This window comes from Chitinophaga sp. CC14, from assembly GCF_048957795.1.
Taxonomy (GTDB): domain Bacteria; phylum Bacteroidota; class Bacteroidia; order Chitinophagales; family Chitinophagaceae; genus Chitinophaga; species Chitinophaga ginsengisegetis.
The window spans coordinates 1,950,759-1,974,950 of the sequence record NZ_JARBFY010000003.1; the positions used below are offsets into that span (position 1 = coordinate 1,950,759).

19 protein-coding genes are annotated in these 24,192 nt (G+C 47.0%); 12 read left to right on the forward strand and 7 right to left on the reverse strand.

Annotated features, from left to right (window positions below; translation table 11 throughout):
- Window positions 1-20: 20 nt before the first annotated feature.
- Both PV783_RS17910 and PV783_RS17915 read left to right on the forward strand, forming a co-directional pair.
- On the forward strand, window positions 21-1,022 hold the full coding sequence (locus PV783_RS17910; protein WP_079467689.1) for a PorP/SprF family type IX secretion system membrane protein: 1,002 nt from the start codon (window positions 21-23) through the stop codon (window positions 1,020-1,022).
- A gap of 18 nt (window positions 1,023-1,040) precedes the next feature.
- Entirely contained in the window at window positions 1,041-2,858 is a 1,818-nt protein-coding gene (locus PV783_RS17915) for an OmpA family protein (RefSeq protein WP_420989024.1), read from the forward strand.
- Window positions 2,859-2,926: 68 nt separating this feature from the next.
- On the opposite strand, the gene PV783_RS17920 is transcribed toward PV783_RS17915, so the two are convergent.
- Window positions 2,927-3,700 carry a hypothetical protein gene (locus PV783_RS17920; RefSeq protein ID WP_420989025.1) on the reverse strand — a complete coding sequence of 258 codons (774 nt, stop codon included), beginning with the start codon at window positions 3,698-3,700 and terminating at the stop codon, window positions 2,927-2,929.
- Between the two features lie 421 nt (window positions 3,701-4,121).
- Between PV783_RS17920 and PV783_RS17925 the strand changes: the two genes are divergently transcribed.
- Entirely contained in the window at window positions 4,122-4,883 is a 762-nt protein-coding gene (locus tag PV783_RS17925; RefSeq protein WP_420989026.1) for a hypothetical protein, read from the forward strand.
- On the opposite strand, the gene PV783_RS17930 is transcribed toward PV783_RS17925, so the two are convergent.
- The gene (locus tag PV783_RS17930; RefSeq protein WP_420989027.1) at window positions 4,869-9,698 is read right to left on the reverse strand and encodes a PKD domain-containing protein; all 4,830 of its coding nucleotides are present in this window, start codon (window positions 9,696-9,698) and stop codon (window positions 4,869-4,871) included. The genes PV783_RS17925 and PV783_RS17930 overlap by 15 nt on opposite strands.
- Window positions 9,699-9,824: 126 nt before the next feature.
- On the opposite strand from PV783_RS17930, the gene pxpB reads away from it, so the two are divergent.
- The 7 genes from pxpB (at window position 9,825) to PV783_RS17965 (ending at window position 16,962) form a co-directional block, all read left to right on the forward strand.
- On the forward strand, window positions 9,825-10,535 hold the full coding sequence (pxpB, locus tag PV783_RS17935) for a 5-oxoprolinase subunit PxpB (RefSeq protein WP_420989028.1): 711 nt from the start codon (window positions 9,825-9,827) through the stop codon (window positions 10,533-10,535).
- 20 nt (window positions 10,536-10,555) lie between these two features.
- Window positions 10,556-11,551 (forward strand): biotin-dependent carboxyltransferase family protein, encoded by a 996-nt coding sequence (locus PV783_RS17940; RefSeq protein WP_420989029.1) that lies wholly within the window; start codon window positions 10,556-10,558, stop codon window positions 11,549-11,551.
- The gene (locus tag PV783_RS17945; RefSeq protein WP_420989030.1) at window positions 11,527-12,303 is read left to right on the forward strand and encodes a 5-oxoprolinase subunit PxpA; all 777 of its coding nucleotides are present in this window, start codon (window positions 11,527-11,529) and stop codon (window positions 12,301-12,303) included. Before PV783_RS17940 ends, PV783_RS17945 begins: the two co-directional genes overlap by 25 nt.
- On the forward strand, window positions 12,300-13,475 hold the full coding sequence (locus PV783_RS17950; protein WP_420989031.1) for an NRAMP family divalent metal transporter: 1,176 nt from the start codon (window positions 12,300-12,302) through the stop codon (window positions 13,473-13,475). The genes PV783_RS17945 and PV783_RS17950 overlap by 4 nt, the downstream gene beginning before the upstream one ends.
- Before the next feature lie 275 nt (window positions 13,476-13,750).
- On the forward strand, window positions 13,751-14,767 hold the full coding sequence (locus PV783_RS17955) for a hypothetical protein (protein ID WP_420989032.1): 1,017 nt from the start codon (window positions 13,751-13,753) through the stop codon (window positions 14,765-14,767).
- 1,091 nt (window positions 14,768-15,858) lie between these two features.
- On the forward strand, window positions 15,859-16,452 hold the full coding sequence (locus PV783_RS17960; protein ID WP_133256315.1) for a hypothetical protein: 594 nt from the start codon (window positions 15,859-15,861) through the stop codon (window positions 16,450-16,452).
- A 120-nt stretch (window positions 16,453-16,572) separates the two neighbouring features.
- Window positions 16,573-16,962: a DoxX family protein gene (locus PV783_RS17965; RefSeq protein ID WP_420989033.1), complete on the forward strand. Its 390-nt coding sequence runs from the start codon at window positions 16,573-16,575 to the stop codon at window positions 16,960-16,962.
- 90 nt (window positions 16,963-17,052) lie between these two features.
- Here the strand turns inward: PV783_RS17965 and PV783_RS17970 are convergent, their stop codons facing one another.
- The 5 genes from PV783_RS17970 to PV783_RS17990 all read right to left on the reverse strand — a co-directional run bounded on the left by PV783_RS17970 (window position 17,053) and on the right by PV783_RS17990 (window position 22,127).
- Window positions 17,053-17,796, reverse strand: coding sequence for a DUF1223 domain-containing protein (locus tag PV783_RS17970; protein ID WP_420989034.1), 744 nt, complete (start codon window positions 17,794-17,796; stop codon window positions 17,053-17,055).
- 104 nt (window positions 17,797-17,900) lie between these two features.
- Window positions 17,901-18,662, reverse strand: coding sequence for a LytR/AlgR family response regulator transcription factor (locus PV783_RS17975; protein ID WP_420989035.1), 762 nt, complete (start codon window positions 18,660-18,662; stop codon window positions 17,901-17,903).
- Window positions 18,643-19,662, reverse strand: a complete 1,020-nt coding sequence (locus PV783_RS17980; protein ID WP_420989036.1) for a sensor histidine kinase — start codon at window positions 19,660-19,662, stop codon at window positions 18,643-18,645. The genes PV783_RS17975 and PV783_RS17980 overlap by 20 nt, the downstream gene beginning before the upstream one ends.
- A gap of 69 nt (window positions 19,663-19,731) precedes the next feature.
- Window positions 19,732-21,069 (reverse strand): heme-binding domain-containing protein, encoded by a 1,338-nt coding sequence (locus tag PV783_RS17985; RefSeq protein WP_420989037.1) that lies wholly within the window; start codon window positions 21,067-21,069, stop codon window positions 19,732-19,734.
- A gap of 20 nt (window positions 21,070-21,089) precedes the next feature.
- Entirely contained in the window at window positions 21,090-22,127 is a 1,038-nt protein-coding gene (locus tag PV783_RS17990) for an alpha/beta fold hydrolase (RefSeq protein WP_420989038.1), read from the reverse strand.
- Between the two features lie 458 nt (window positions 22,128-22,585).
- Between PV783_RS17990 and PV783_RS17995 the strand changes: the two genes are divergently transcribed.
- Both PV783_RS17995 and PV783_RS18000 read left to right on the forward strand, forming a co-directional pair.
- A complete protein-coding gene (locus PV783_RS17995; protein ID WP_079467670.1) occupies window positions 22,586-23,182 on the forward strand; it encodes a Crp/Fnr family transcriptional regulator in 597 nt (198 codons plus the stop codon).
- A gap of 90 nt (window positions 23,183-23,272) precedes the next feature.
- On the forward strand, window positions 23,273-24,058 hold the full coding sequence (locus PV783_RS18000; RefSeq protein ID WP_420989039.1) for a sterol desaturase family protein: 786 nt from the start codon (window positions 23,273-23,275) through the stop codon (window positions 24,056-24,058).
- The last annotated feature ends 134 nt before the right edge of the window (window positions 24,059-24,192 follow it).

Sequence of the window (24,192 nt, forward strand, 5' to 3'; positions counted from 1 at the left end):
TGCTACAAAAAAAGTAAAAGATGCAAACAGTACTCAGAGCAGGAATAATGGTGATGCTGCTGGCAATAGGGATGCGCGGAGTGGCGCAACAGAACATACAGTTCAGCCAGTACGTGTTCAACGGGTTAAGCATAAATCCTGCCTATGCAGGCTATAAGGAAGACCTGTATGTGAACACCGTATACCGCCATCAGTGGGCCGGATTTCCCGGCGCGCCCCGTACAGGCGGCGTGTCGGTAGACGGAGTAACGCCTGCCAGTGATAACAAGGTGGGGCTGGGGCTGCAAATGTTGTTTGACAAACTGGGCCCGCAGGATGCTTTATCGCTGTATGGTTCGTACTCCTACCGGATTCCGCTGGACGATGAAGATACGCGCCGGCTTTGCATCGGGTTAGGCGGTGGCGTTACCCAGTATTCCATTGACGGTAACGCGCTGCAATACACCGATAACGACGATTCCGCCATACCCCTGGGTAAAAAGAGTGTGTGGGTGCCGGATGCCCGCTTCGGGGTTTATTACTATACTCCCCGCTTTTATGCAGGCGCTTCCATCATGGACCTGTTTTCTCTCTATACCGATGCTACCCGTTACAGCTGGAAAGGAAACAATTATTCTACTATCCGTAAAACACAGCACCTGTATATTACTACAGGTGCTATGTTCCCGCTGGGCGATAACTTACAGCTGAAGCCTTCTATTCTTATCAAAGAAGATTTTAAAGGACCTACTAACGTAGACATTAATGCCTTTTTGCTGATCGGCGAAAAGCTGTGGGCCGGCGCATCCTATCGTACGGGTGTGGGTTTGTGGAACAAAACCGGTTTGCAGAAAGACCTGAGTGAACTGGATGCAGCCAGCGTGATGGTGGAATTCTATGCTACAGAAAATCTCCGCATCGGGTATTCCTACGATCTGAGTATTAATAAAATGGCAGGTTACCAGGGTGGATCGCATGAAATATCATTAGGCTTCTTAATCCCTTCGAAAAATTTCACTGTAAGGAATCCCAGGTATTTTTAACTCTTAGTTACTACCCGTATGATACGTTGCACTATAATTATTATTCCGCTGTTTTTGATTGCCTCCAACCTGTACAGCCAGGAGCAGAAAAGCTTGTCGCAGTTGGCTGATGCAGCTTATGCAAGACAGGAGTATGCAGAGGCAGGAGCGCTTTATAACAGGATTGCCCGTAACAAGGGAAGTAAGATGCCGGTAGATGAGCTGATGAAGATGGCTCATAGTTACCAGGAGATCGGTTACTTTAAGGAAGCTTCGGATGTATACAAGGAGATCACGGGCCGTCCCGACCGTCCTGCAGCGGTTTATTTTGCGTATGGAGAAGCGCTCCGGCAACTGGAGCAATATGAGGAAGCAAAGCAGCAGTATGCGTTGTTCACCACCTCCAATGCGGACAGTCTTAAATTAAAAGACATTGCGCTGCAGGGTTGCGATAGTGCTGTTGTATGGCGTAAACAGGGCGTTCCGGTGCAGTTAAAACCGGTTAAAGAACTGAACACCCAGGGCTCCGACCTGGTAAGCGGGGTAGTACAGAAAGGATTGCTGCTGATGTCAAACGGCTACCGCACCATGGCGCTTAATAATGGCTCGCAGTCAAAACCACCTATTGATAAACGCACTGAACAACCTTATTATAAAGCATACGTTTACCAGCAATACACCGGTAGCAATACCGATATGTACCTGGAAGAACTGGCGCCTGCATTGCTGGGTAAATACGATTATCATATTGGCCCGGTATGTCTTAACAGTACAGAAGATACCCTCTATGCCACTATTAACATACAAGGCAAGGGTGTACCTGTTACCGGCAAAGGATTCGTAAATGGTGTCCGCCAGTTGCAGATCTATCAATCTGTAAAAAAAGATGGTAAATGGGGAACACCGGTACTGATGCCCGGCATCAACCTAACCGGATATTCTTCCAGTCATGCGGTGCTTAGCACCGGTGGCGATGTGCTGTATTTTGTATCAGACCGCCCGGGTGGCCTGGGGCAAACAGATCTCTGGTATTCGGAGAAGCAGGCAGACGGCTCCTGGGGAGCGCCGCTTAACTGTGGCAGCCAGGTGAACACAGTAGCAGCAGAAACCTTTCCCACCGTTAACGAAGATGGTATCCTTTACTTCTCCAGCAGGGGCTATGCAGGAATGGGCGGCTACGACATTTACCGCGTGAAAGGAGGGAAGTCCAGCTGGGAAACACCCGAGAACATGAAAGTGCCGTTCAACTCCGGCGCCGATGATCTGGGACTGATCCTGAAACGTAATGGCTATGAAGGTTACCTGGCTTCCAACAAACCGGGCAGCATGGGTAAGGATGATATTTATTACTTCTCTGATCCCGATTACTTTAGCCGGATTAACCGCAGGGAGAACCCGGCGCCGGTGACAACAGATCCTGCTACCACACCACAGCCACCTGTAACAAGCGGGCAGCCAGGTTTGGTAACGAGAAAGCATACTGCGGAAGAAGAAACAGATAAACAGCAACTGGAAGAACTGAAGTTCCTCTATGATTATAACAGCGCATCCCTGCTCACTGAATCCCGCAGAATCCTGGACCAGGTGGCAGCGGTGCTGAAGCGTCATCCCGACTGGAAGATCGTGATTTCATCCTTTACTGATAACCGTGGCTCTGATCAGTATAATACCGATCTGTCGGCGTTACGTTGCTATGCAGTAATAGATTACCTCGTTAATAAGGGCCTCGATCCGAAACGCCTTTACTACAGCAATAAAGGGGAAAGCAACCCTGTGAACGGTTGTAAAGACGGTGTGCCATGTAAAGAAGAGGATTATAAACAGAACAGGCGTTCTGAACTGAAAGTAAAATGGTAGGCATAGGGTTATAATACAGTGTACAGGAGGCACCTAAAGAGGGTGCCTCCTTTTTTTACAGGCTTTTATCAGGTATATTCCAAACAGATCACCGCTTTCTTCATCTGATCATCATAAAACAAATAGATCTGATCAGCGGCATTTTCCTGGAAATTATATCCTTCCATACAGGCTATATAGTTGAAAATACTTTCATCTGCCTTAACAGGCTTATCTATCAGGTTGGTGCCGGCGTATTCGCATTCGTCGAGCGGAAGATTAGCTACATTAACTTCATCTATTATGCCGTTGATTTTTTTACTTATACTTTCTGCGAAGTAATCTGAAGGTTCATCCTTGTGTATATCTTCTGCAGTAAGTTTCAGCAGTCTTTCTAATTTCCTGATTCCATCTACCGTTAAACCGGGTCTGTAGAAATCCCGGTCATACAGTTTTCCGAATTTTTTATAGTACGACTTCTTTAATTGGTACATTGCCTCATTAAAATTAAACTGGATCTCTTCATCGCTATACTCCAGGTGATAATTTTCCGGCAAAATTTCAGTGGAAACGGTAAAGTATTCCCAATCCGCGTCAAACTTATATTTGCCATCTATGATATCAAACCCGAACATATCACACCTGGTGTAATCTGTGTGAAACGAGGTAGTGTTTTCACCTACCCGGCCGTCGTATATCTCTTTTACAGAAACAAAATGCAGCCACTGATCCTTGTCTTGCGAAAAGAATTTCAGGTTGATAGAACATAATGGCAGGAAGTATTTCCTGTGATTTTCCAAATCATCATAGAAAACATCCTGATATTCCGGAAATATTTTAATGAAGTTACCTGGTATTTCCATTCCTGTTGAGTTTTGTTTGAACGGATAAAGGTAGTATTTTACCTGCTGGTTATCATGTTAAGTGAATATTATAATTATACATTCCCCGGGGAATAAGTACTTAACTCCACGCCACTGTGAAGTTACCTGTCACCTGCTTCTGCCATGCTTCGGACCTGCGTATCCCATGCGCTATCTATACTGTTACCATGCACTCCTGATGGACTCCTAATGCACTCCTCATGCACTATGAATGCACTATGCATAAACCGGTGGGACGTATTCCGGCAAAAAGCGGCAAAAAGCGGTAAAAGCGGCAGCTTTGTTTTTACGCATGCAGGGTAGTGGATACTTTCGCCTGGTACGTCTGTGTAATCAACAGGCGAAGCTTAACAGGCATAGCTATCTAAACTGCCTATCTTTTAACGAAAACATTTTAACGATGAGTAAACAGGACGGATTGTTGCAATTTAATGGCGCAATCGAAAATCTATCTTTTTATAAAACTAAACGTGGTTATGTAGTCAGAAAGCGATCCGGGGTATCCGGGGCGCGGATATCGGCTGATCCTGCATTCCAGCGTAGCAGGGAAAACAGCATGGAATTTGGCCGGGCTGGCCGGGCAGGAAAATTGCTTCGTTCCGCTTTCCGTTATATGATCAGGAATGCTGCCGATAGTGGAATTACACCCCGCCTCCTCAGGGAGTTCCTGAAGGTGATAAAAGCCGATGTAACCAGTGAGCGGGGATATCGTAACGTGATGAATGGCGACATAAAGATCATGGAAAAGTTTGAGTTCAATACGACGAGCGGGATGAGCACTTCTTTTTATGCGCCTTTAACGGCAACTATTGATCGTGCTGCCGGGGAAGGAACTATAATAATACCGCCATTCTATCCGGCAAGGGAGGTGCAGTCGCCCCGCGGCGCCACGCATGTAATCATTACCTGTGGCTTTAGCGCGATTGATTTTGAGGAAGCGCAGTATGAAAGCGATGAAATAAGCAGTGAGGCATTGATACTGGATAGCCACCTTACCGAACCACTCACGCTTACCGCCAGCGTTTCACCGGGCAGTCCTTTTCCTTTGTTCCTGGCGTTTAGCGTTGAGTTTGTGCAGATGGTAAACGAACGGCCGTACCGGCTGTCGGACGGGGCATACAATGCTATGAAGTTGCTGGTAGCCGACTCACTTCACCAGTAGGATGCTTCCTTTGAATTCAAATTTCTCCCCGTTTTCGCAGATGGTTTGCATGTAATAAATGTAGCTTCCAAAAGCGGCTTCCTGATTGTTGATCCGGCCATCCCAACCAGCGGCAGGGGTATTGATCTGGAAGTGAATATTTTCAAAGATAAGTTTTCCCCAGCGGTCATAAATGCGCAGGTACCCGATTTCCTTTACGCCTTTTCCCTTAGGATAGATGCGGTCGTTTTGTCCATCCTGGTTGGGAGTAAATGCGTTAGGCATGTAAATGGCAGACTGATTGCACAGGATGTGTATGGTAACGTCGTCTTTTGCTTTGCAGCCATAGCGGTTTTCCACTTCCACAGCGTAGGTGGTGGTAAGATTGGGAATCACCTGTATGCTGCCACAGCCGGGGCAGTTGAGGTCCTGTGATGGCGACCATTTGTAGCTGACCACATCGTTACTGGCGGAGGCAGTGAGCTGTACGGGGGTGCCGGCAGGAACATTCCGGTCGGGGCCAGTGTTTACTAACGGGTACGGTGCTACGATTACCTGCAGGGATGTTTTATCAGAGAAGCATCCTTTGCTGTCGTAGCCTGTTACCGCGTAGGTATAGTTGCCTGTGTTAGTAAGCGTAGCCGTGGTAACGCCTTCATTAGGATTTGCCAGCCCGGTGCCTTCCCATTTGTAATAATCAGCGCCGGAGGCATATAACGGCAGCACTGCACCCTGGCACAGGGAGGTATCCGGTGAGGCCGTTACCTTAAACGGTTGGATTACCTGCAGCGTTAACTGGTCGGTATTGATACATCCGTTGCTGTCTGTTACTTTCACATGGTAGGTGGTATTGGTATCAGGACTAGCCGACGGGTTTGCGATCAGCGGGTTGCTGAGTCCTGTAACCGGTGTCCATTCATAACTGGCGCCACCGGTAGCCTGTAACAGGGTAGTATTATGCAAACAGATAAATTCACTCATAGAGGTGGCTTTTGCATCGGGCAAAGGCAGCACGTTTAAGAGGTGATGGGCCGTATCAGTACATCCATCTTTATTGGTAACAACAAGGGATATATCTGCCGGACCAGGCTGGGAGAATACCTGTTGCGGAGGCTTACTTCCGGCTGGTTTTTCCCCGTTAGGGAAGTTCCATTCCCAGGTAAGACCATTGTCGTTCGCAGCGCTGCCGCTGAACCCGGCCGGTGAGGATACACATACTTTATCGGGGCCTGCAATAATGGCTTCCGGTTTAGTATATACGTTCACGTTAGTAGTCACTGTTTGTTTACAACCATAAGCGGTAGTGGTGGTAAAACTAAAATCATACCTGCCCGGTGCAGGAATATAAAAAGAAGGAGTAGCGGTTGTTTCGTTGGATGGTACCAGTGAGGGATTGAAGTCCCATTTGTAGGTAGCTGGTTTGCCTAACTGGTCAATAGAGAAGCTGTTGAATACAGGATTGAATGTAACGGTTCCTTTACCGCAAAGAATAGCTGGTGCTGGTGTTAACTGCACATCCAGTTTATCAATAACGATGGGGTTGCGGAGAAGGGCGCTGCCTCTGCAACCGGCGGCATCAGTCAGCAGTAGTCTCGGCTGATAAATGCCCGGTGTTTTAAAAACGTGTTTCACTACGTTGTCGGTGGTATGAAGAATAATGCCGTCCGTAAAATCCCAGCTGAAATCCTGCGAACCCTTGCTGACAACATTAAACTGAATTTCCTTTTCCAGGCATCCGCCGTCGGAACTGGCTATTATAGCGGCATAGGGACCTTTTACTTCTATGGTATCAATGTATTTGTCTGTTACGCCTGCTTCTCCCTGTGCGGTTAGGATCACCTCGTAAAGCCCTGGTTCCGTGTAGGTATGTACAGGATTGGCTTCAATGGAAGTAGTGCCGTCGCCAAAGCTCCAATAACTGGAAGTATAGCTGAGAGAAGTATTGGTAAAGAAGAAGATCATAGGTGCGCAACTGCCACCATTTGCAAAGCGGGAGCTATAGGTAAAGTCGGCGCCAACGCTGGATACCCTTACCTGTTTTTTGGCACTGTCTTCACAACCATTATTATCCTGCACGCGCAGTACTACCTGGTGGGCGCCTGGCAGGGTGTAGTTGTTTGTCACTGTTCCGGTGGCGGTAGAAGTATGGCCATCTCCAAAACTCCAGTTCACACTGGTGATAGCGCCACCGGTTTCGCTGGATTTGTTGTAGAAGTATACATCTGTGCCTGGTTTAACAAGATAGCTGCTGGCATCGAATACGGCCTGAGGGCCTTTTACCTGGAGGGTATTATCATAGCCATAGCTTACACAACCTTCTTTGTCAGTCACCTTCATCATAGGGTTATAATTTCCCGGTTGTTTATAGGTATGCCGGAAAGGTCCTTTGGTAAAGGTTTCTACAGGAGTGCCATCTCCGAAATCCCATTGCCACTCGCTAATACCTGCGCTGTAAGTGGTATTGGTCATGTCGGTGAAACTCAGTTCGCTGCCCGCGCATTTGGCGGCAGGCAGTTTAAACGCGGCAACAGGACCCCGTACATTTACGGGAACGATGTTACTGAGATCTATACATCCCTGCAGGTTTTCGGCTGATAGTTGTATGAGTTGTTTGCCGGGAGAAAGATTTTTGTAGATGAATGTTTGCTGGTCGTCAGGATCGCTCTGATCGATGCCACCAGCCAGCCATTTGTAGCCGGAAGATTTATAGATAGCCGGGTTGTAGCTGGTGATGGCGGCGCCCAGCACATCGTTGCTGCACAGCGTACTTTTATCGGTGCTGATCACCACAGGAGACGGAGCAATCACTGTTACCGTTAGTCCTTCATGCGTGGTACAGTGACTGTCTTTCGTAGTAAGTGCCACCTGGTAAGTGCCGCTGCCGGGAAAAACGTGCGTTAAAGTTGCGGTAGGCACGGTATAGGCAGTATCGGTACCATCGCCCCAGGACCATTGCCAGGATTCCGCCCCGATAGAATGATCTTCAAAAACAATGGTGGTACGTTTGTTACAGTCGACCGGCCGGATCGAATACCGGGGGAATGGATTGGTAGCGGTAATGTATTTCTCTTTAACAATAGTATCATAGCAGGTGTGATTACCTACTATCAGCTGTACGGTATACGTTCCTGGTAGCTGGTAGCTATATGTGGTGTTTTTACCGGTGCCGGTGGCTCCATCTCCAAAATCCCATCGCCAGCTGTCGCCAATATCTGATTGGTCTTTGAATGCTGCCGGGTTATTACCGCAGATTTCGGGGGCGTCCGGTGAATAGAATTCAGGAACAGGCTTTTTATATACTTCTACCTTATTCACTGTTTCTACTTTTCCCGTACAGCCGTTGACGGTAGTATAGGTGAGGTAAACGGTGTAGATGCCCGCATTATTATATTGATGTACAGGCGCTGCTAACGCAGATACCGGGCTACCATCGCCGAAGTCCCATTGGTAGGTTTTAATAACGTCTGCATTGTTAACCACCGCGCCAAAGGTGGTTATTAATCCTTCGCAGCCGCTCCTGTTTTTTCCATCTGCCGTTATTTTTACCGGGGCTATATCAAAGCTGCTGTTGGTAGTAGCTGCGCAGCCATCTTTGCTGGTGGTTACCAGGGTAGCGGTGTAGTTGCCGGCTGCAGTGTAGGTGTGTGCGGGATGTTGCGCGGTGGAAGTTTGCCCGTCGCCAAAGTCCCATTGCCAGGCAGCGGCAGCAGGAGCATTGTCCGTGAACGTGGCGGTAGCGGGCATGTTACAGAAAGGAGGTATCATCACGCTGATACTGGCGGTGGGAGATGGTTTTATATCCAGTTTTTTTTCTACCACCTCCACACATTTACCATAGGTAGCGGTTAGTTTAACATTTAACGAACCGGTAGCAGGAGGGGTGTAGACAGTGGTATTGTCCGCGTTGTTCAAAGCTGGTTGCCCGTTTATTTCCCAGGCTACTTTGAGCTGATCTGTAGTAGCAAATACGCCGCCGTAAGTGCCGGGTGTATTGGCACAAACGGGTGATGGAAAGGTAAAGTTGGTAGTATAGGCGGCCACGTTAATATCGGCTGCTTTTTTGACCGAGGTACAGTGCATTTCATTGGTCACTGTCAGCGTAATAGCATGGAGCCCTTTGCTGGTAAAGGTATGCGTGCCGGGATCTTTTAAAGAAGATGTGCTGCCGTCGTCAAAAGCCCAGTTGTAAACGAGGGTACCTGGTCCGGTGGAAGTATTGGTGAGCTGCACGGTGGCAGGGGCGCTGCAGAATATTTTTTCGGGTACGGAAAAACCGGCTACAATGGGAGGGGCTACCTTTACCATGGTATCCACTAATTTGAAGCTGGTGCATTGATAGCTGTTGGTAACGATGAGCGTTACCGGGTATTTCCCGGCCTGCTGATAAGTATGCGTACTGGTGCTGCCGGTGCCGGTGGTGCCGTCTCCGTAATCCCAGGTATAGGTAAGGAGAGTGCCGCTTACCGGGTCTGATTTATCTGTGAAGGTGGTTTGTAAAGGTGCGCAGCCGGTTACGTTGGTGGCTGTGAAATCCACTTTAGGTCTGGATCTTACGGTAATAAATCCTGTTTTGGTGATGGTAGCTGATTGTCCGGCGGCATCTTTTACCGTGAGGGATACCGTATACACGCCGGGTTTGACATAGGTAGCCCCGGGGTGCTGTTCAGTAGAGGTATAACCGTTACCGAAGTCCCATTGCCAGGATATAGGCTGGCCTGTTGATTTATCACTAAATGTTGTTAGTAGCAGTTCACAATCGCTGGTTGATGATGCATTGAAGTCTGCTTTAATTTGTGCCTTTGCTCCCGAGAAAATAAAACAATCCGCTAATAGCAAAATAAGTAGTGATGGACCCAATTTAAGCTTTGCCAGGCTAAAAAGGTTCATTCATGGATACGTTATGTACCCTGAATTTACGCTATTAATAGTAATGTGCAATAGTTATTTTATCTTCATAAGCTAATGCGTAGAAACTACACTATATCTCCATTGGGCGACCGGGCTGTAATCATTGAATGGGAACAGCAGATCAGTGAGGATATTCACCGCCGGGTAATGCAGGCATTCCGGCAGTTGCAGGAGCTGCATAAACCATACATCCTGGATCTTATTCCGGCCTATGCTTCCTTAACAGTTGTATACGATGCGGTGGTGTTGTACAGGGAGCTGCATGGCAACGCCGGTGAAAAGATCAGGGAGCTGATCTCGGCAACACTGGAGGAGACAGCCGTAACTGCTGCCGCTCCGCTCCGCCGGTTGGAGATCCCTGTATGCTATCACCCTTCCCTGGGGCCCGACCTGCACGCGATGGCCGAACGCAAAAATGTATCCCCGGAGCATATTATAGCACTGCATACGGAACAAACGTACACCGTATACATGCTGGGTTTCCTGCCAGGCTTTCCCTATATGGGCAAAGTGCATGACCAGCTGGTAACGCCCCGGTTAAAGCAACCCCGGCTCAGGGTACCCGCGGGAAGTGTGGGTATTGCCGGTGCGCAAACCGGTATTTATCCGCAGGAATCGCCGGGAGGCTGGAATATTATTGGCCGCACGCCCCTGCGGTTATTTGATGCCGGTGCGGAAACTCCCTGCTATTGTGGTCCCGGCGATGAGGTAAGATTTATGCCTGTATCGCTGGAAGATTTCCGGGAGATGACCCATTATATTTGACATTTTAAGATCCAAAAACATTGATACAGGTAGTACAACAAGGATTGCTGGATACCATCCAGGATGCAGGACGATACGGTTACCAACACCTGGGTATTAATCCCGGTGGCGCTATGGATCGTGTAGCGCTGGCGGTAGCCAACAGCCTGGCAGGCAACGACCTCACCGAAGCGGCTATTGAACTGCATTTTCCCGCATCGGCTTTCCTGTTTGATACAGATGCCATGATCGCCTTATCCGGCGCTGATTTTGGCGCTATCGTCAATGGTCAGCCACTGGACATTAACAGGCCCGTACTGGTGAATAAGCAAACGGTATTGCGTTTCAGTAAGCCTGTTTCAGGTGCACGGTGCTACCTGGCTATACGGGGCGGGCTGGCGCTTACGCCCTGGCTGGGAAGCTACAGCACCCATTTAAAGGCCGGCGCCGGCGGCTTGGATGGCCGCCCGCTGAAAAAGAATGATCATCTTCAGCTCCGGCAGGACAACATCTCTCCTTTATGGTTCCGGGGCAAGGAAGTGGTACCGTTACCGTGGACCGCCGATGTAAGTCACCTGTACACCACAAAAGATATCATACGTACGCTGCCTGGGAGTCAATGGAACCTGTTACGGGAAGATGCCCGCCAGCAATTTACCGCTGCTGCATTTTCGTTAACGGAACAAAGCGACCGGATGGGGTTCCGCCTGAGCGGCCCGCCGCTGGCTACACAACCACGGGAGGAACAGCTATCGGCCGGTATCACCAGGGGCACTATACAGCTGCTGCCCGACGGGCAACTCATTATACTCATGGCTGACCATCAAACCACTGGCGGGTATGCCCGGCTGGCGCATGTGATCACTGCGGATATGCCTTCCCTTTCGCAACGTATGCCGTACCAGGAGATTCATTTTAGCATGACGGATGAAAAAACGGCATCTGCCCTGTTGTGGAAACAGGAGCAGGACTTGCTCTTTCTTCAAAATGCCTGTAAATTACGACTGGAGGAATGGCTGCAACAACAGCCTGTTTAATCATCATCATTATGCATTATATAGATCTTAACTGCGACATGGGAGAGGGGCTGGACAACGATGCCGCCATTATGCCTTTTATCAGCAGCGCCAATATTGCCTGTGGCTATCATGCCGGCAATCATGATACGATGTTGCGTACGGCCACGCTGGCACTCGAAAATAAGGTAGCTATCGGCGCTCATCCCGGCTTTGCAGATAAAGAGAATTTTGGCAGAACGGAGCAGCAGCTTTCAGATCATGCATTATATGAATTGATCACCACACAACTATACGCCATGCAACTGGTTTGCAAATCGCTGCATACCACGATGAGGCATGTAAAGCCTCATGGCGCATTATACAACATGGCCGCTAAATCGCCGGCTATGGCCCGCGTGATTGTTAAAGCCGTGAAAGATGTAGATTCCCGGCTTTGCTTTTTCGGACTTAGTAACAGCTGGCTTATCACGGCTGCCAGGGAAGCCGGGTTAAAAACAGCCAGCGAAGTATTTGCCGACAGAACCTACCAGGATGATGGGGCACTTACTCCCCGCACACAACCCAATGCGCTCATTGAAAAAGAGGAGCAGGCGATTGCACAGGTGCTGCAAATGGTTACTGAACAAAAGGTAACTACCGTTAACGGGCATACGATTCCGATAACAGCGGAAACGATTTGTCTTCACGGCGACGGCGCGCACGCCGTAACATATGCGCGCGCTATTAATAACGCATTACATCATCACCAACTAACCATACAACGGCCTTGAGCAAACAAAAATCTTCCGTGCTGCTGGGTGCAGCGTTCCTCATGGCTACTTCTGCCATTGGTCCGGGTTTCCTTACACAAACAACCGTATTCACGCAGCAACTGGCGGCGTCTTTTGGTTTTGTAATATTGATATCAGTGTTGCTGGATATTGGCGCACAAATGAATATCTGGCGTGTACTTACCGTTTCCGGGTACCGTGCGCAGGATCTTGCAAACGCGTTGTTGCCGGGCCTGGGTTACCTGCTGGCCGCTTTGGTGGTAACAGGCGGACTGGCCTTTAACATCGCCAACATCGGTGGCTGCGGACTAGGCATCCAGGTACTCACCGGCATGGATACGGTTTATGGCGCGTTGCTGAGTTGTGGGATTGCGCTGTTTATTTTCTGGATGAAAGAGGCAGGCCATGTGCTGGATCAGTTTACACGATGGCTGGGCATCCTGATGGTGCTGCTTACTTTGTACGTTGCCGTGAGTTCACATCCACCGGTAATGCAGGCAGTACAACAAAGCGTATGGCCCGCGGTGATTGATACAAAAGCTATTGTAACGCTTGTTGGCGGAACCGTTGGCGGCTACATCAGTTTTGCCGGCGCACACCGTCTGCTGGACGCCGGTATCAGCGGAACAACGCAGATCCGCTTTGTTAACCGCAGTGCCGTAAGCGGTATTGTTATCACCGCTATCATGCGCGTGCTGCTGTTCCTGGCAGCGTTGGGCATTATTACACAGGGCGCGGTACTCGACAGCGGTAATCCGCCTGCATCTGTATTCCGGATAGCAGCAGGAGAAATTGGTTACCGTTTCTTTGGTATTGTGATGTGGAGCGCTGCCATTACTTCTGTAGTGGGAGCAGCTTATACTTCTGTTTCCTTCCTGAAAACATTTCATCCTTTTATTGCCGCCAACGAGCGTTGGTTTATCAGTGTTTTTATACTTTTCTCCACCGTTGTTTTTGTAATAGCCGGCAACCCCGTACAGCTGTTGCTGATGGCAGGGGCGCTCAATGGGCTCATCTTGCCGGTAGCCCTGGCAGTGGTGCTGGTGGCGGCTGGCAGCACCCGGTTGCTGCAGCATTACCGGCATCCTGTATGGATGCAGCTGGCAGGGTGGTTAGTGGTGCTTATAATGGGGTATCTTGGCGGGGTTACGATTGCGGCGTGGGTGAAATGAGGGGAGGAACTTGCCGACAAAAGAAATTTCAAAATGGGAATTTGAACCTTTGCAAAAATATATTATTTTGCACCGTAGTTAATGCCAGAAAGTTATTTTAACAGTTATAAGAAATCATTCCTTTGCCTTCATAGCTATACCTGGAAAAGTAATGTGTTGCCCATAAGAGTTATCCCTAACTTTCTTTTTTTAGCATATACTGTTTTGTTCGAGAAGTTGCTGTGCGATGTAATACCCGCCATTGTAACGTTTTTTTATAATATAATTTAATCCCTATGATCAAAGTTATCTTCAGTTTTTCAGTTTTGTTATGTGTATGGTTTCCAGTGAAAGCCCAAACAGATACATTCAGTACATTGAATTTCCCCAACACTTATGCCAATACGATCACTACAGGGTTCTATAGTGCCAACTTCAGGTCTGGTTTTATTTACCAGAGTAGTGCCTCCATCAACTTTGGCCTGACCGGTTTAAAGGCCAGTAATTTCCGGTTCCGCTGGTTGGCTCACGACAACGGCGCAATAGACTATTCAGCCGATACAGACCAGTTAATGTTCCTGGATGGCAATGGCAACCTGAATCTGAAAGGGTCGCTTACTGCTAATGGTAACATTGGCATAGGTATGGCGCCTGGTGCAGACAAGCTGGCGATAGATATGGGCGCCACGAGGGGAGGCGTAAACTTTTTGAGCGATGGGGACGCCAATGCTTATATGGATTTAAAATTCAGTGTTAAAACGACAACGGGTATTGCATCCGGTAAACCCGTGCTCTGGGAAGCATCTTTAAGAAAGGATGGTTACTTTAGTGCAGATGTTACCGGGCCTACACTGGAATTTTATGCAGTGAGACAAGGTTCGGGGTTTTATGCGCCGTTGTTGTTCAAGTCGAATGGAGACATTATCCTGGCCGGCGCTCAGAACGCCACCAATGGAAATGTAGGCATTGGTACCACCGATACGAAGGGATACAAATTAGCGGTGAATGGCGATGCTATTTTTACCAGGATAAAGGTAAAGGCAAATACCGCCTGGCCCGACTTTGTGTTTGCACCTGGTTATGATTTGCCTGCTTTGTCTGAAGTAAATGCCTTTATTAAGGAGCATAAACACTTGCCGGATATGCCTTCGGAAAAAGAGGTGAAAGCGGAGGGGCTGGATTTGGGAGAGATGAATAAAAAGTTATTGCAGAAGGTGGAAGAGCTGACATTGTATATTCTTAAACAGGATGCGCAGTTAAAGCGGCACGAACAGGAAATACAGCAACTGAAATCATCCGTTAAAAAGCGTTAACCGGAGAAACATCCTATTGCCTTAGATAAAAAATCCCTTTTATGATCTTTTCTAAGAAATCCCTTTTTTCTTCTCTTTGTTTGTGGTGATATCTGTTCATGCACAGGTACAAAAGGAAAAAGTACAGAACATAATACCTTCAAGCCCAACAGCAGCTTCTTTAGGTAAATATGGCGAGATCCCCGTAGGTAACTATACAGGAATTCCCCAGATAAACATACCTATCTATGAAATAAAGCAGGGTAACCTATTCGTATGATGGGGGCAAAGCCCAATATGAATTTCAACAGGGAGCCACATCAGTATCGGTTCCAAAGGTAATTGAATTAGGAGGTGTTAAAATAAATGCGACAGAAACAACCGTAACTCCAACGGGAGAATTAAAATCCGTAAAAAAAGTAAAATGAGAACAATTATTTCATGTGTTATACTATTCGTCAACTACTTAACTTGTAGTGCACAAGTGCAGGTCAAACTTGTGGAGTATGAATATATTCGCTTTTCGTATACACAAACGTGCAATAAAAGTTTTATAAATAAAGCTATGGTTTTTAGAAAAGGGAATGATAGTATTACTATAAACCAGAAGCTTCCTTTCAACTTTGACAAGAAAGAAATCTTTGATAATGGCATTTTTTATAGTTGTAATATAGAAGTTGGCAACACATATACTCTTAACTTAATTCAAATAACACAAGATTCAATACCTATTGAATACACCAGCTACTATAGGATAAATTCCATTTTCCCCAATAAAGGAAGGAAATCAGAGTTTATTGAAATAAGTAAAGATTCAGCGTTTGATTATAAAGGTCGTTATGACAAGTATTTTGACATTAAGAATACACTTTACAAAATGACGGTTCTAAGTCCGGCTACGAATTGTAAATTTGACCATTAGCAAAACTACTGTTGGAGTAGACGCATTATTAGAAGTATAACGGGATAGAGTTTATACAATGGATCACCCATATATTAACAAAATCTTTCTAAGTACGTTTTTATTCCTTCTTTGCTTATCCTCTACCGGACAGCGTGTAAAGAATCCTACACTCATATCCGGCCGCTATCAGAAGGTAAATGGAAAAGAGTTGCTATTCTTAAATGATAACAAAACATTTCTCTGTATCAGAAACCAGGTGCAGAAATCCGATGTGATCGTTCCGCTTTGTGATACCCTGGCTAAAGGCTTTTGGGAGCAACGGGCAGGATTTGTTATATTAAAGAATAGCAATGATTTTAATAAGATCGATTACGCAATAGAGGAAGCTGAAACGTCATCGGGGGATTCCGTTTATTTTAAAATTATATTGCCTGAAGAAGATGCGCTGAACTATAGTAACTTTAAATTCTCCATCATTACCTCTCCATTAACCGGGCAATTTATTGAAGCCGGTAAACCGGAATTTGCCATATCCAAAAAATCATGGGGGGATGTAACTTTTGGTTTGGTGATACGTAATATTGCGCCAGGTAGTGATTACGGTACGAAATCGTACCACCGGATTTATTTTAACGTATTCGAAGACTACAGGCCCCGGAACAGCCGTTCCAATCTCTTTACAATTACCGTTAAAAACTTTAATCAGTGCTTTTATGAAGCAATGGATATAGGGGGAGAGGTAATAGGCATTGAAAGCAATGGCTTATTCTGGAGAGGAAACACTTACAGGAAAGTGAAGTAACGCCCGCACCGTGTATTGTCTAACCAGCCTCTCCATTTGTCCGCTTCACGCCAAAATACCTGGACTATTCCCGCTGCCTGCAACAATTTTGTGTCATCAATAACATAAACCCAAAAGATTATGACACAGAAAACAGTAACAACAATTTATTGGATAGGAACCGTACTTACTTCCCTGTGGTTTGGCGCAAGCGGTTTTTTTGAAATCACCGGCAACCCGGTTGTATGGGGAATAACGCAGCAACTGGGCTATCCTTCGCATTTTATTTACCTGCTTGGTGTTTTCAAGCTCTCCGGTGTGGCGGTTCTTTTAACGCCGGGTAAACTGCTCCGGTTAAAAGAGTGGGTGTTCGCCGGTATTTTCTTCGATATCATTTTTGCCTTTGCCTCAAAACTGAGCGTACTCGGCTTACCGGCCACCATCGACGCTGTTGTGGCGTTTATTATGGTCAGCGTAACTTACGCGATGTTCCGGAAGCTGTATCCGGGCTTAAATGCAGCGTTTGCATAGCGTCATGAGTTGTAAAAGAGATAAGCTACTATCAAAAAAAGCAATGCCCGGAATATATTTCCGGGCATTGCTTTTTTAGGTAGTGCCGTATTACAAGGAAACCCGTGTGGCCGCTTTGATAACGCCTGTGCCGGAATCCTGGATCATACCGATCAGTTCCCACTCCTGTGTATTAAAGCCGGAGGGTAAACTGATCTGCGCGCTACCGGCTCCCAGGTCAAACGTGCGGAGATCGCGCACAATCTGAACATGTGAAAGCATGCGTCCTTCGTTTTCTCCCTTCGTTACTTTACTGACTGCATGTTTTTGCACTACGGCTACCAGCAGGCGGCTGTTGCCGGCATCGCCCGTAACGTTATAGGTAAGCGCAGCTTTGCCGGATTGCAGCTGCGCCTTGATGTTCAGGGTTTCTTCAGCGGGACTGGCCAGTGCATTTGCCATCGCATTAGTTACAGCAGCTTCGTCTGATCCTATGCAGGATGATGTACCATTGATCACCAGCTGGGGGGTATATACCTGGCTGTTTAACTGCTGACTGTATTGATACTGGCGCTTTGAATACCGGGGATCGCTGAAGATATCTTTCCAGCCAAGCCGGTTCCAGTAGTCCACATGATACGCCAGGATATAAATGGGTTTATTCCCGGCTTCCTGTTGGATACGGGCCAGCAACGCATCGGCGGGTGGGCAACTGGAGCATCCCTCCGAGGTAAACAATTCCAGCACGGCAAAGCCGTTACCGGTATGAACGGGTTGCTCTGAAGCGGTGCGTTGGCTTGCAAATACCGCTGAAAATAATGTGAGTGCAATTGCGGGGATCATGATTAGTTTCATCTTTTGAATTTTTATTTATTCAAAAGTACCGGCCGGCTACGGCAGCAATAAGCTAAAAAGCTGCGAGGTAGACATTTTCAGCTTTCAACCGGGAGAAAATAACGCTAACGCTCTTCCATCCAGCTAAGAAAGCTATGGGATTTTTCTTTATTTACAAGCAGTTTGTCAGGTGTTTCAATCACCAGCCTGACGTATAGTTTACGGAGAAAATAAGGTTCCACTTCTTTGATGGCCTTGAAATTAATGAGGTACTGGCGGTTAAGCCGGAAAAACTGCAGGGAAGACACCGACTGGGTTATCTGATCAAGCGACTGGCTGATCACATACTGCTGCTTGTCAAAACACATAATCCAGGTGGCATCATGGCGTATATAGAAGAAGGCAATGTCTTCCACATTTATAGTTCTGTACTTCTGGTTTTGAAAGATGAGGAAACTGGTTTTGCCGCTGGAAGGAGTTAATTTTGAAAGCAGGTCGCCAAGATCAGGAATTGTTTTCTGCTGAAAGAAATTTTTCAGTTCATCCACCTTTCTTAATGCTTCCTGTATATCCTGTTTGGAAAAAGGCTTCAGCACATAATCCACCCCATTATTTTTAAAAGCATCGAGAGTATATTCATCATAAGCCGTGCAAAAGATCACCGGGCAGGTGATCTTTACCGATTTAAATATTTCAAAGCAAAGTCCGTCGGCAAGCTGGATATCCATAAAGATCAAATCGGGCATGGTGCCTTCAGACAGCGCGCTGACGGAACCTGCCACGCTTTGGTACTGCCCCGTAATTTTAGCGTTGGGTTTTAATCCCAGTATCATATTTGCGAGTGACTTGGCTGTTTTAAGTTCGTCTTCAACGATGATGATGTTCATGAATAAGCGGAAGTTTGATTTGAAAAACTTTTTCGTTGCCAATAATATCAATATGCCGGTTCAGCAGATGCTGGTATCTCAGGTCAATATTTTTAAGACCCACACCCAGTGAATTTTGTTCTCCCTTTTTCTGTTGCACCTGGTTCTCTACCACCATCCGGTCATCTTCTTCATATAACCTGATATGTAAAGGCTTTTCCAGGGAAACGATATTATGTTTGATGCAATTTTCAACGAGCAGCTGCAGTGTAAAAGGAGGAATAAGCGTTTTCAGCGTGTTGGGACTAAGCGTATTCTCAAAAGTAAAACCATCCTCAAACCTTGCTTTCTGAAGAAAAAGATAAGCATTGAGAATGTCCATTTCTTCACTGACATGAATCAGGTCCAGTTTGCGGCTCTCGAGCGTAAACCTATAGAAATTGGATAGCTTGATGATGAAGTCGACTGCTTCCTCCTCGCCGCTTTCCACCATCGCCTTCAGGGTATTCAGGCTGTTGAACAGGAAGTGCGGATTCACCTGCTGCTTCAGTAGTTCATACTGCGCGCTGAGGTTATCGCTTTTGATACGTTCCAGTTCCATCGTTACATGCTGGTTTTCATAATTCTGCTGCAGCAGGTGCAGGAACATATAAAAGACCAGGTTAATCAGGATACCTCTTACTTCCACCATCAGCATAACCGGTCCAAAATTGATGTGCGACAGGATCAGCTGCTGGATGCAGGCAAGGCCCAGCATCACTACCAGGCCAAATAACAGGCTGCTTATCAGTTTTGAATACGAAATGCTCTGCTTTCGCGGGCTATCATCCTGCCGGGACAACATGAAAATATTAAAGTACCACATCAGCACAGCGAAGGTGGCTGTAATACCGGCATTAACAGCTGCTTCCGCCAAATGAAAATGATGCTCGGCAATTTGTGGCACGGAAGACAACAGCCCGAGAACAATGGAGCTGACCCATATGGTTGCCTGAGATATTTTAAACCCTGGTTTTTTCATCTGTTGGAAGTCAATCTAATGGCAATAAAAATATTGATTTTTAATTTATCATCAGGAAAAGTTAAAGTATCAGGGAAAAACAGATGGTTTGTGAGAAAATATAGCGCTGATCCTGGCAGCCGGACTTACTTTATCACCATCGCTACCGGTTGGCCACTGGCCGCGTTCCAGCTTATAGGTCAGTTTATCTGCTACGCCTGCATCAGAGGCGGTGGACACCGTTTCAATGCTTTGCACTTCGCCATTGATATAACTGCCAAACCAGTATTTATTATCGGCCTGTTTATAAGTAACGAGCCGGAATATTTCGCCGGGAACATGTGTTTTATAACCGGTAAGCGCACTTTGCTGCGCGGAGGTGTTACCATACAACACAGACATGCTTTGTTGCTGCCTGTTGGCAAACGATGTGATCACGTGCAGGTTTCCGGCGTCAAACATCTCCCGCTTATTTTCTTTATCAGCCAACGGCAGGTTGAATACATAATCATTTCCGCTGGCTATTTTATGGCAATTGAAACAGGTGGTATTAAACATGGGCGTGGCACCCTGGGGTTTGAGCGCCGTGCCGTTGAATTTTGCAAAGCCCCATCCTTTATTATCCGCGAAGCGCTTGTTGTTTTTAGTCATGATCTGTACGCTGTTTAAAGAACCGGGAGTGATGTCGCCATTCCTTTCTTCAATGCTGTTCCACACTACTTTTATAATGGTACTGCCTTCGGGAAAAGGGTTGATCTGATTTTCTCTGAGGGCTTTTGCTGCAATGGCGTTGCCATATACTACCCGTATACTGTGGTTGTCGAACCGGTTGGTGGTACTGATCACCTGCCACTCGCGGTAGCCGGGTATATACGCCACGCCATTCGCTGCAACAGGGTTTCCGGCTGCGGGGAGGGACTGTTGTTGAAATTGCCGGAACTCCTTTGCGGCTTCATTTATAACGGTAGTATCGTGGTAGGTTGAAGGACTGGTGTTCGTCACATACTCTTTTAAAACAGAGATATCCTTTGCAGAAAGCCTGGAACGGGGATGCGTGGCGGCATAAGTAGCCAACGGCATTTTTCCTGTGAGCACCATATTCACCATTTCCCACAGGTGTCCTTGTTGGTCGGCAGGGGAGAGTGTATCCCAGGTCGACAAATTAAACCGGGATCTCGCCGTTGTAACATCTGCGGATACCAGCCATGAAACCGGTGCAATGTGGTCATACCAGCTGAGCTTTGTTTCATTGGAATGGCAATCGTAACAGGCACGTTGAAGAATTGCCAGTACTTCATCCGGCGCTTTTATAGGCGCTGTTGCCGGCTGGTTTTGAACCGGCTGACCGATGAATTGTATGCCGGTTAACATTACAACAAACAGGGCTATTAACAGGACTGGTTTCTTTTTTAGGGCAGCTAATTTCATAAATTATTTTTTACTGAGAATTAATAACTATTCGCTTCCATAATGGCCTTCGAAAACGCTTCCGGCGCTTCCTGCGGAAGGTTATGGCCCGCGCCTTTGATGATACGGTGTACATGCTTGCCTGTAAACATGCGGGCATATGCAGAGCCATCACCGGCGGGAACCACGCCGTCTGAGTCGCCATCCAAAGTAACCGACGGAACAGCAATGACAGGCGCTGCGGCCAGTTGCTTTTCAATGGCATCGTATTGTTGCTCACCGGGCTCTATACCCAGCCGCCAGCGGTAGTTGTGGAGCACAATAGAAACATAGTCCGGGTTATTAAACGAAGCTGCGGACAGGTTATAAGTGGTATCATCAAAATCCCATTTCGGAGAAACATTTTTCCAGATCAGTTTGTTGAAGTCGTGCCAATTGGCGGTATAACCCAGTTTACCACGCTCGGTAGCAAAATAATACTGATACCACCATCCCCATTCTGCTTTTGGTGGCAAGGGTTGTTTGTTTTTTTCCAGGTTATTAATAAGATAGCCATTAACCGAAACCATTGCTTGGCAACGTTCCGGCCATAGTGCCGCGATGATGTTGGCGGTGCGTGCTCCCCAGTCGAACCCGCCCAGGATGGCCTTTTCTATATGAAGTGCATCCATCAGCGAAAGGATATCACTTGCTACCGCCGCCTGTTGCCCGTTTCTGAAGGTTTCGGCAGACAGGAACTTCGTGGTGCCATGACCGCGTAAATGAGGCACGATTACCCGGTAACCTTCAGCAGCCAGTATAGCGGATACTTTTGCGTAGCTGTGAATGTCATAAGGCCATCCATGCAGGAGGATAACGGGCTGGCCGTTTGCGGGGCCGGCTTCGGCATAGCCAACATCGAGTAATCCGGCCCTGATCTGTTTGATTTCCCGGAAAGATACAGGAGTCTGGTAGCCTTTTTTATCACTGCGTCCTGTAGCGGCCAATGCCTGCAGGGGGGAGAGTTTGGTGGCTGCAAAGGTTAAGGCAGCTGCGCTTAAAAAATGTCTGCGGTTAAATTTTTTTGTCGGTTCCATCATGCTTTCCTGCAGATGCTTTTGTGCTCCCAGGAGAAACAAAAGTAGCCGGCAAACCAAACAACGGGAATGGGTTTTAGGGCGAGTTGGACAAAATGGGGGTTCATTTAGACATATGGTTCCCCGGATTTTATTCATGCACACCGTTACCCGGCTGCGGGCCATGCTGCTATATCCGAAGCGCTTCTTTACGGAATAAGCATGAGGAGATCATGGTTTTTTCTTTATTCGGAAAGTTCATGTCTGTGAATTTATTTTGTGCTGCCATGTTAATTAGATGCCATAACAGTAAAAAGGTTACAGGAAATTTCCCCTGTTTTTTTGTAACCTTTTTTTAAATGGGATCTTGTAATGGCGGTTGCCGCTTATACGCTGGCGCAACTCACCAAAATGAAGGCCGCTCAGTTGTGATGGACGGGTTAATTGAGAAATAACCTTACATTAGCACTCTGACGAATCATATGAGTGCATCCATCACCACTTTACAGCAACTGCTATTTGATCTGGCCGGTATACTTCCGGCCGACACGGCGCCATTATTTGCCATGACGCGGCAGGCAAAACTGGCGGCCAATGAAACGTATATCCGTGAGGGTGATACTGAACGCCGTCTTGCTTTCATTGAACAAGGCATCATGCGGGCGTATATTATTAAAAGTAATGGGGATGAAGCCACCTTGTTTCTGCGTTGGGAAAAGCAATTCATCGCTTCTCACGATACCATCATTCACCGGCGGCCGTCACGCTTTATTTACCGCGCGCTGGAGCCCACCACATTACTGGAAATAGATTACGATGTACTGGAAGAAGTGCTGAAAACGCACCCGGAGTATGAACCGCTGCGCAACTTTTTCCTGATGCGCATGTTATCGGAATCATTAAATATCATGGAATCCTTTGTAACGTTGTCGCCGGAAGAGCGGTACCGCAACCTGCTGGCAGAGCGTTTCGACCTGGTGAACCGGGTGCCCGATAAATATATTGCTTCCATGCTGGGCATTACGCCTGTGTCGCTAAGCCGTATCCGCAAGCGGATGCTTGACAAGGGCAAGGGATAAATTATCCTTTGTTAATCTGCGAAATTATCTTTTGTTAACTGCATCTGCCGTACCGGTATTCTAATTTTGGGAGATAAATTTCTCAGGGTTATGGAACCGATCATTGAAGCTACAGTTAAGATCTTTAGCGTGTCTGCCCTCCGGTATTTCCTGTTGGCGGGTATTCCTTTCATTTTATTTTACCTGCTGTTGCCAGCCAGGTTTAAACATTTTAAAATCCAGCAGAAGCTGGCGTCGAAGAAAGATTTTCTCCGGGAGATCTGGTATTCCATGCAAAGCACGCTGGTGTTCACCGGGATTTCTGTTGTGCTGCTGGTAACGCCGGTACGGCAGTATACTATGATCTATAATGATATTCATGATTTCCCGGTGTGGTACATAGGTGTGAGCCTGGTGTTGAGTCTTGTGATACACGATACTTATTTTTACTGGATGCATCGCCTGTTGCATCATAAGCAGTTATTTAAACGTACACACCTGGTGCATCACCAGAGTATCAATCCTTCTCCCTGGACTTCCTACAGCTTTCATGTCCTGGAAGCGGTGGCGGAAGGAGGGGTGCTGGTGGTTATTACATGTGTGATGCCTATGCACCCGCTTACGGTACTGTTGTTCACGATATCGGGATTTATTATTAATGTGTATGGCCACCTGGGTTATGAACTGATGCCACGCGGGTTTCGCTATACGTGGATGTTTGAAGTATTCAATACATCTGTTCATCACAACCTGCACCACAAAAAGTTCAGGGGAAACTATGGATTGTATTTCCGGGTGTGGGACAGAACAATGGGAACCGAACACCCGGATTATGTGAAAGAGTACGACCGGCTCCAGGAGCGAAGATTTGGGCATAAGGCAGTCATGAGCAGCTGAATATTCTTTAGAAGGCGGATGGATTTACCATCCGCTTTTTTTTAACCGGAATTTATTCCCACTGTAGAAATATAGCAGTGGAACAAGATAGTTTTGCCCCTGCACGAAATAACCATATATCACGAAATAACCAT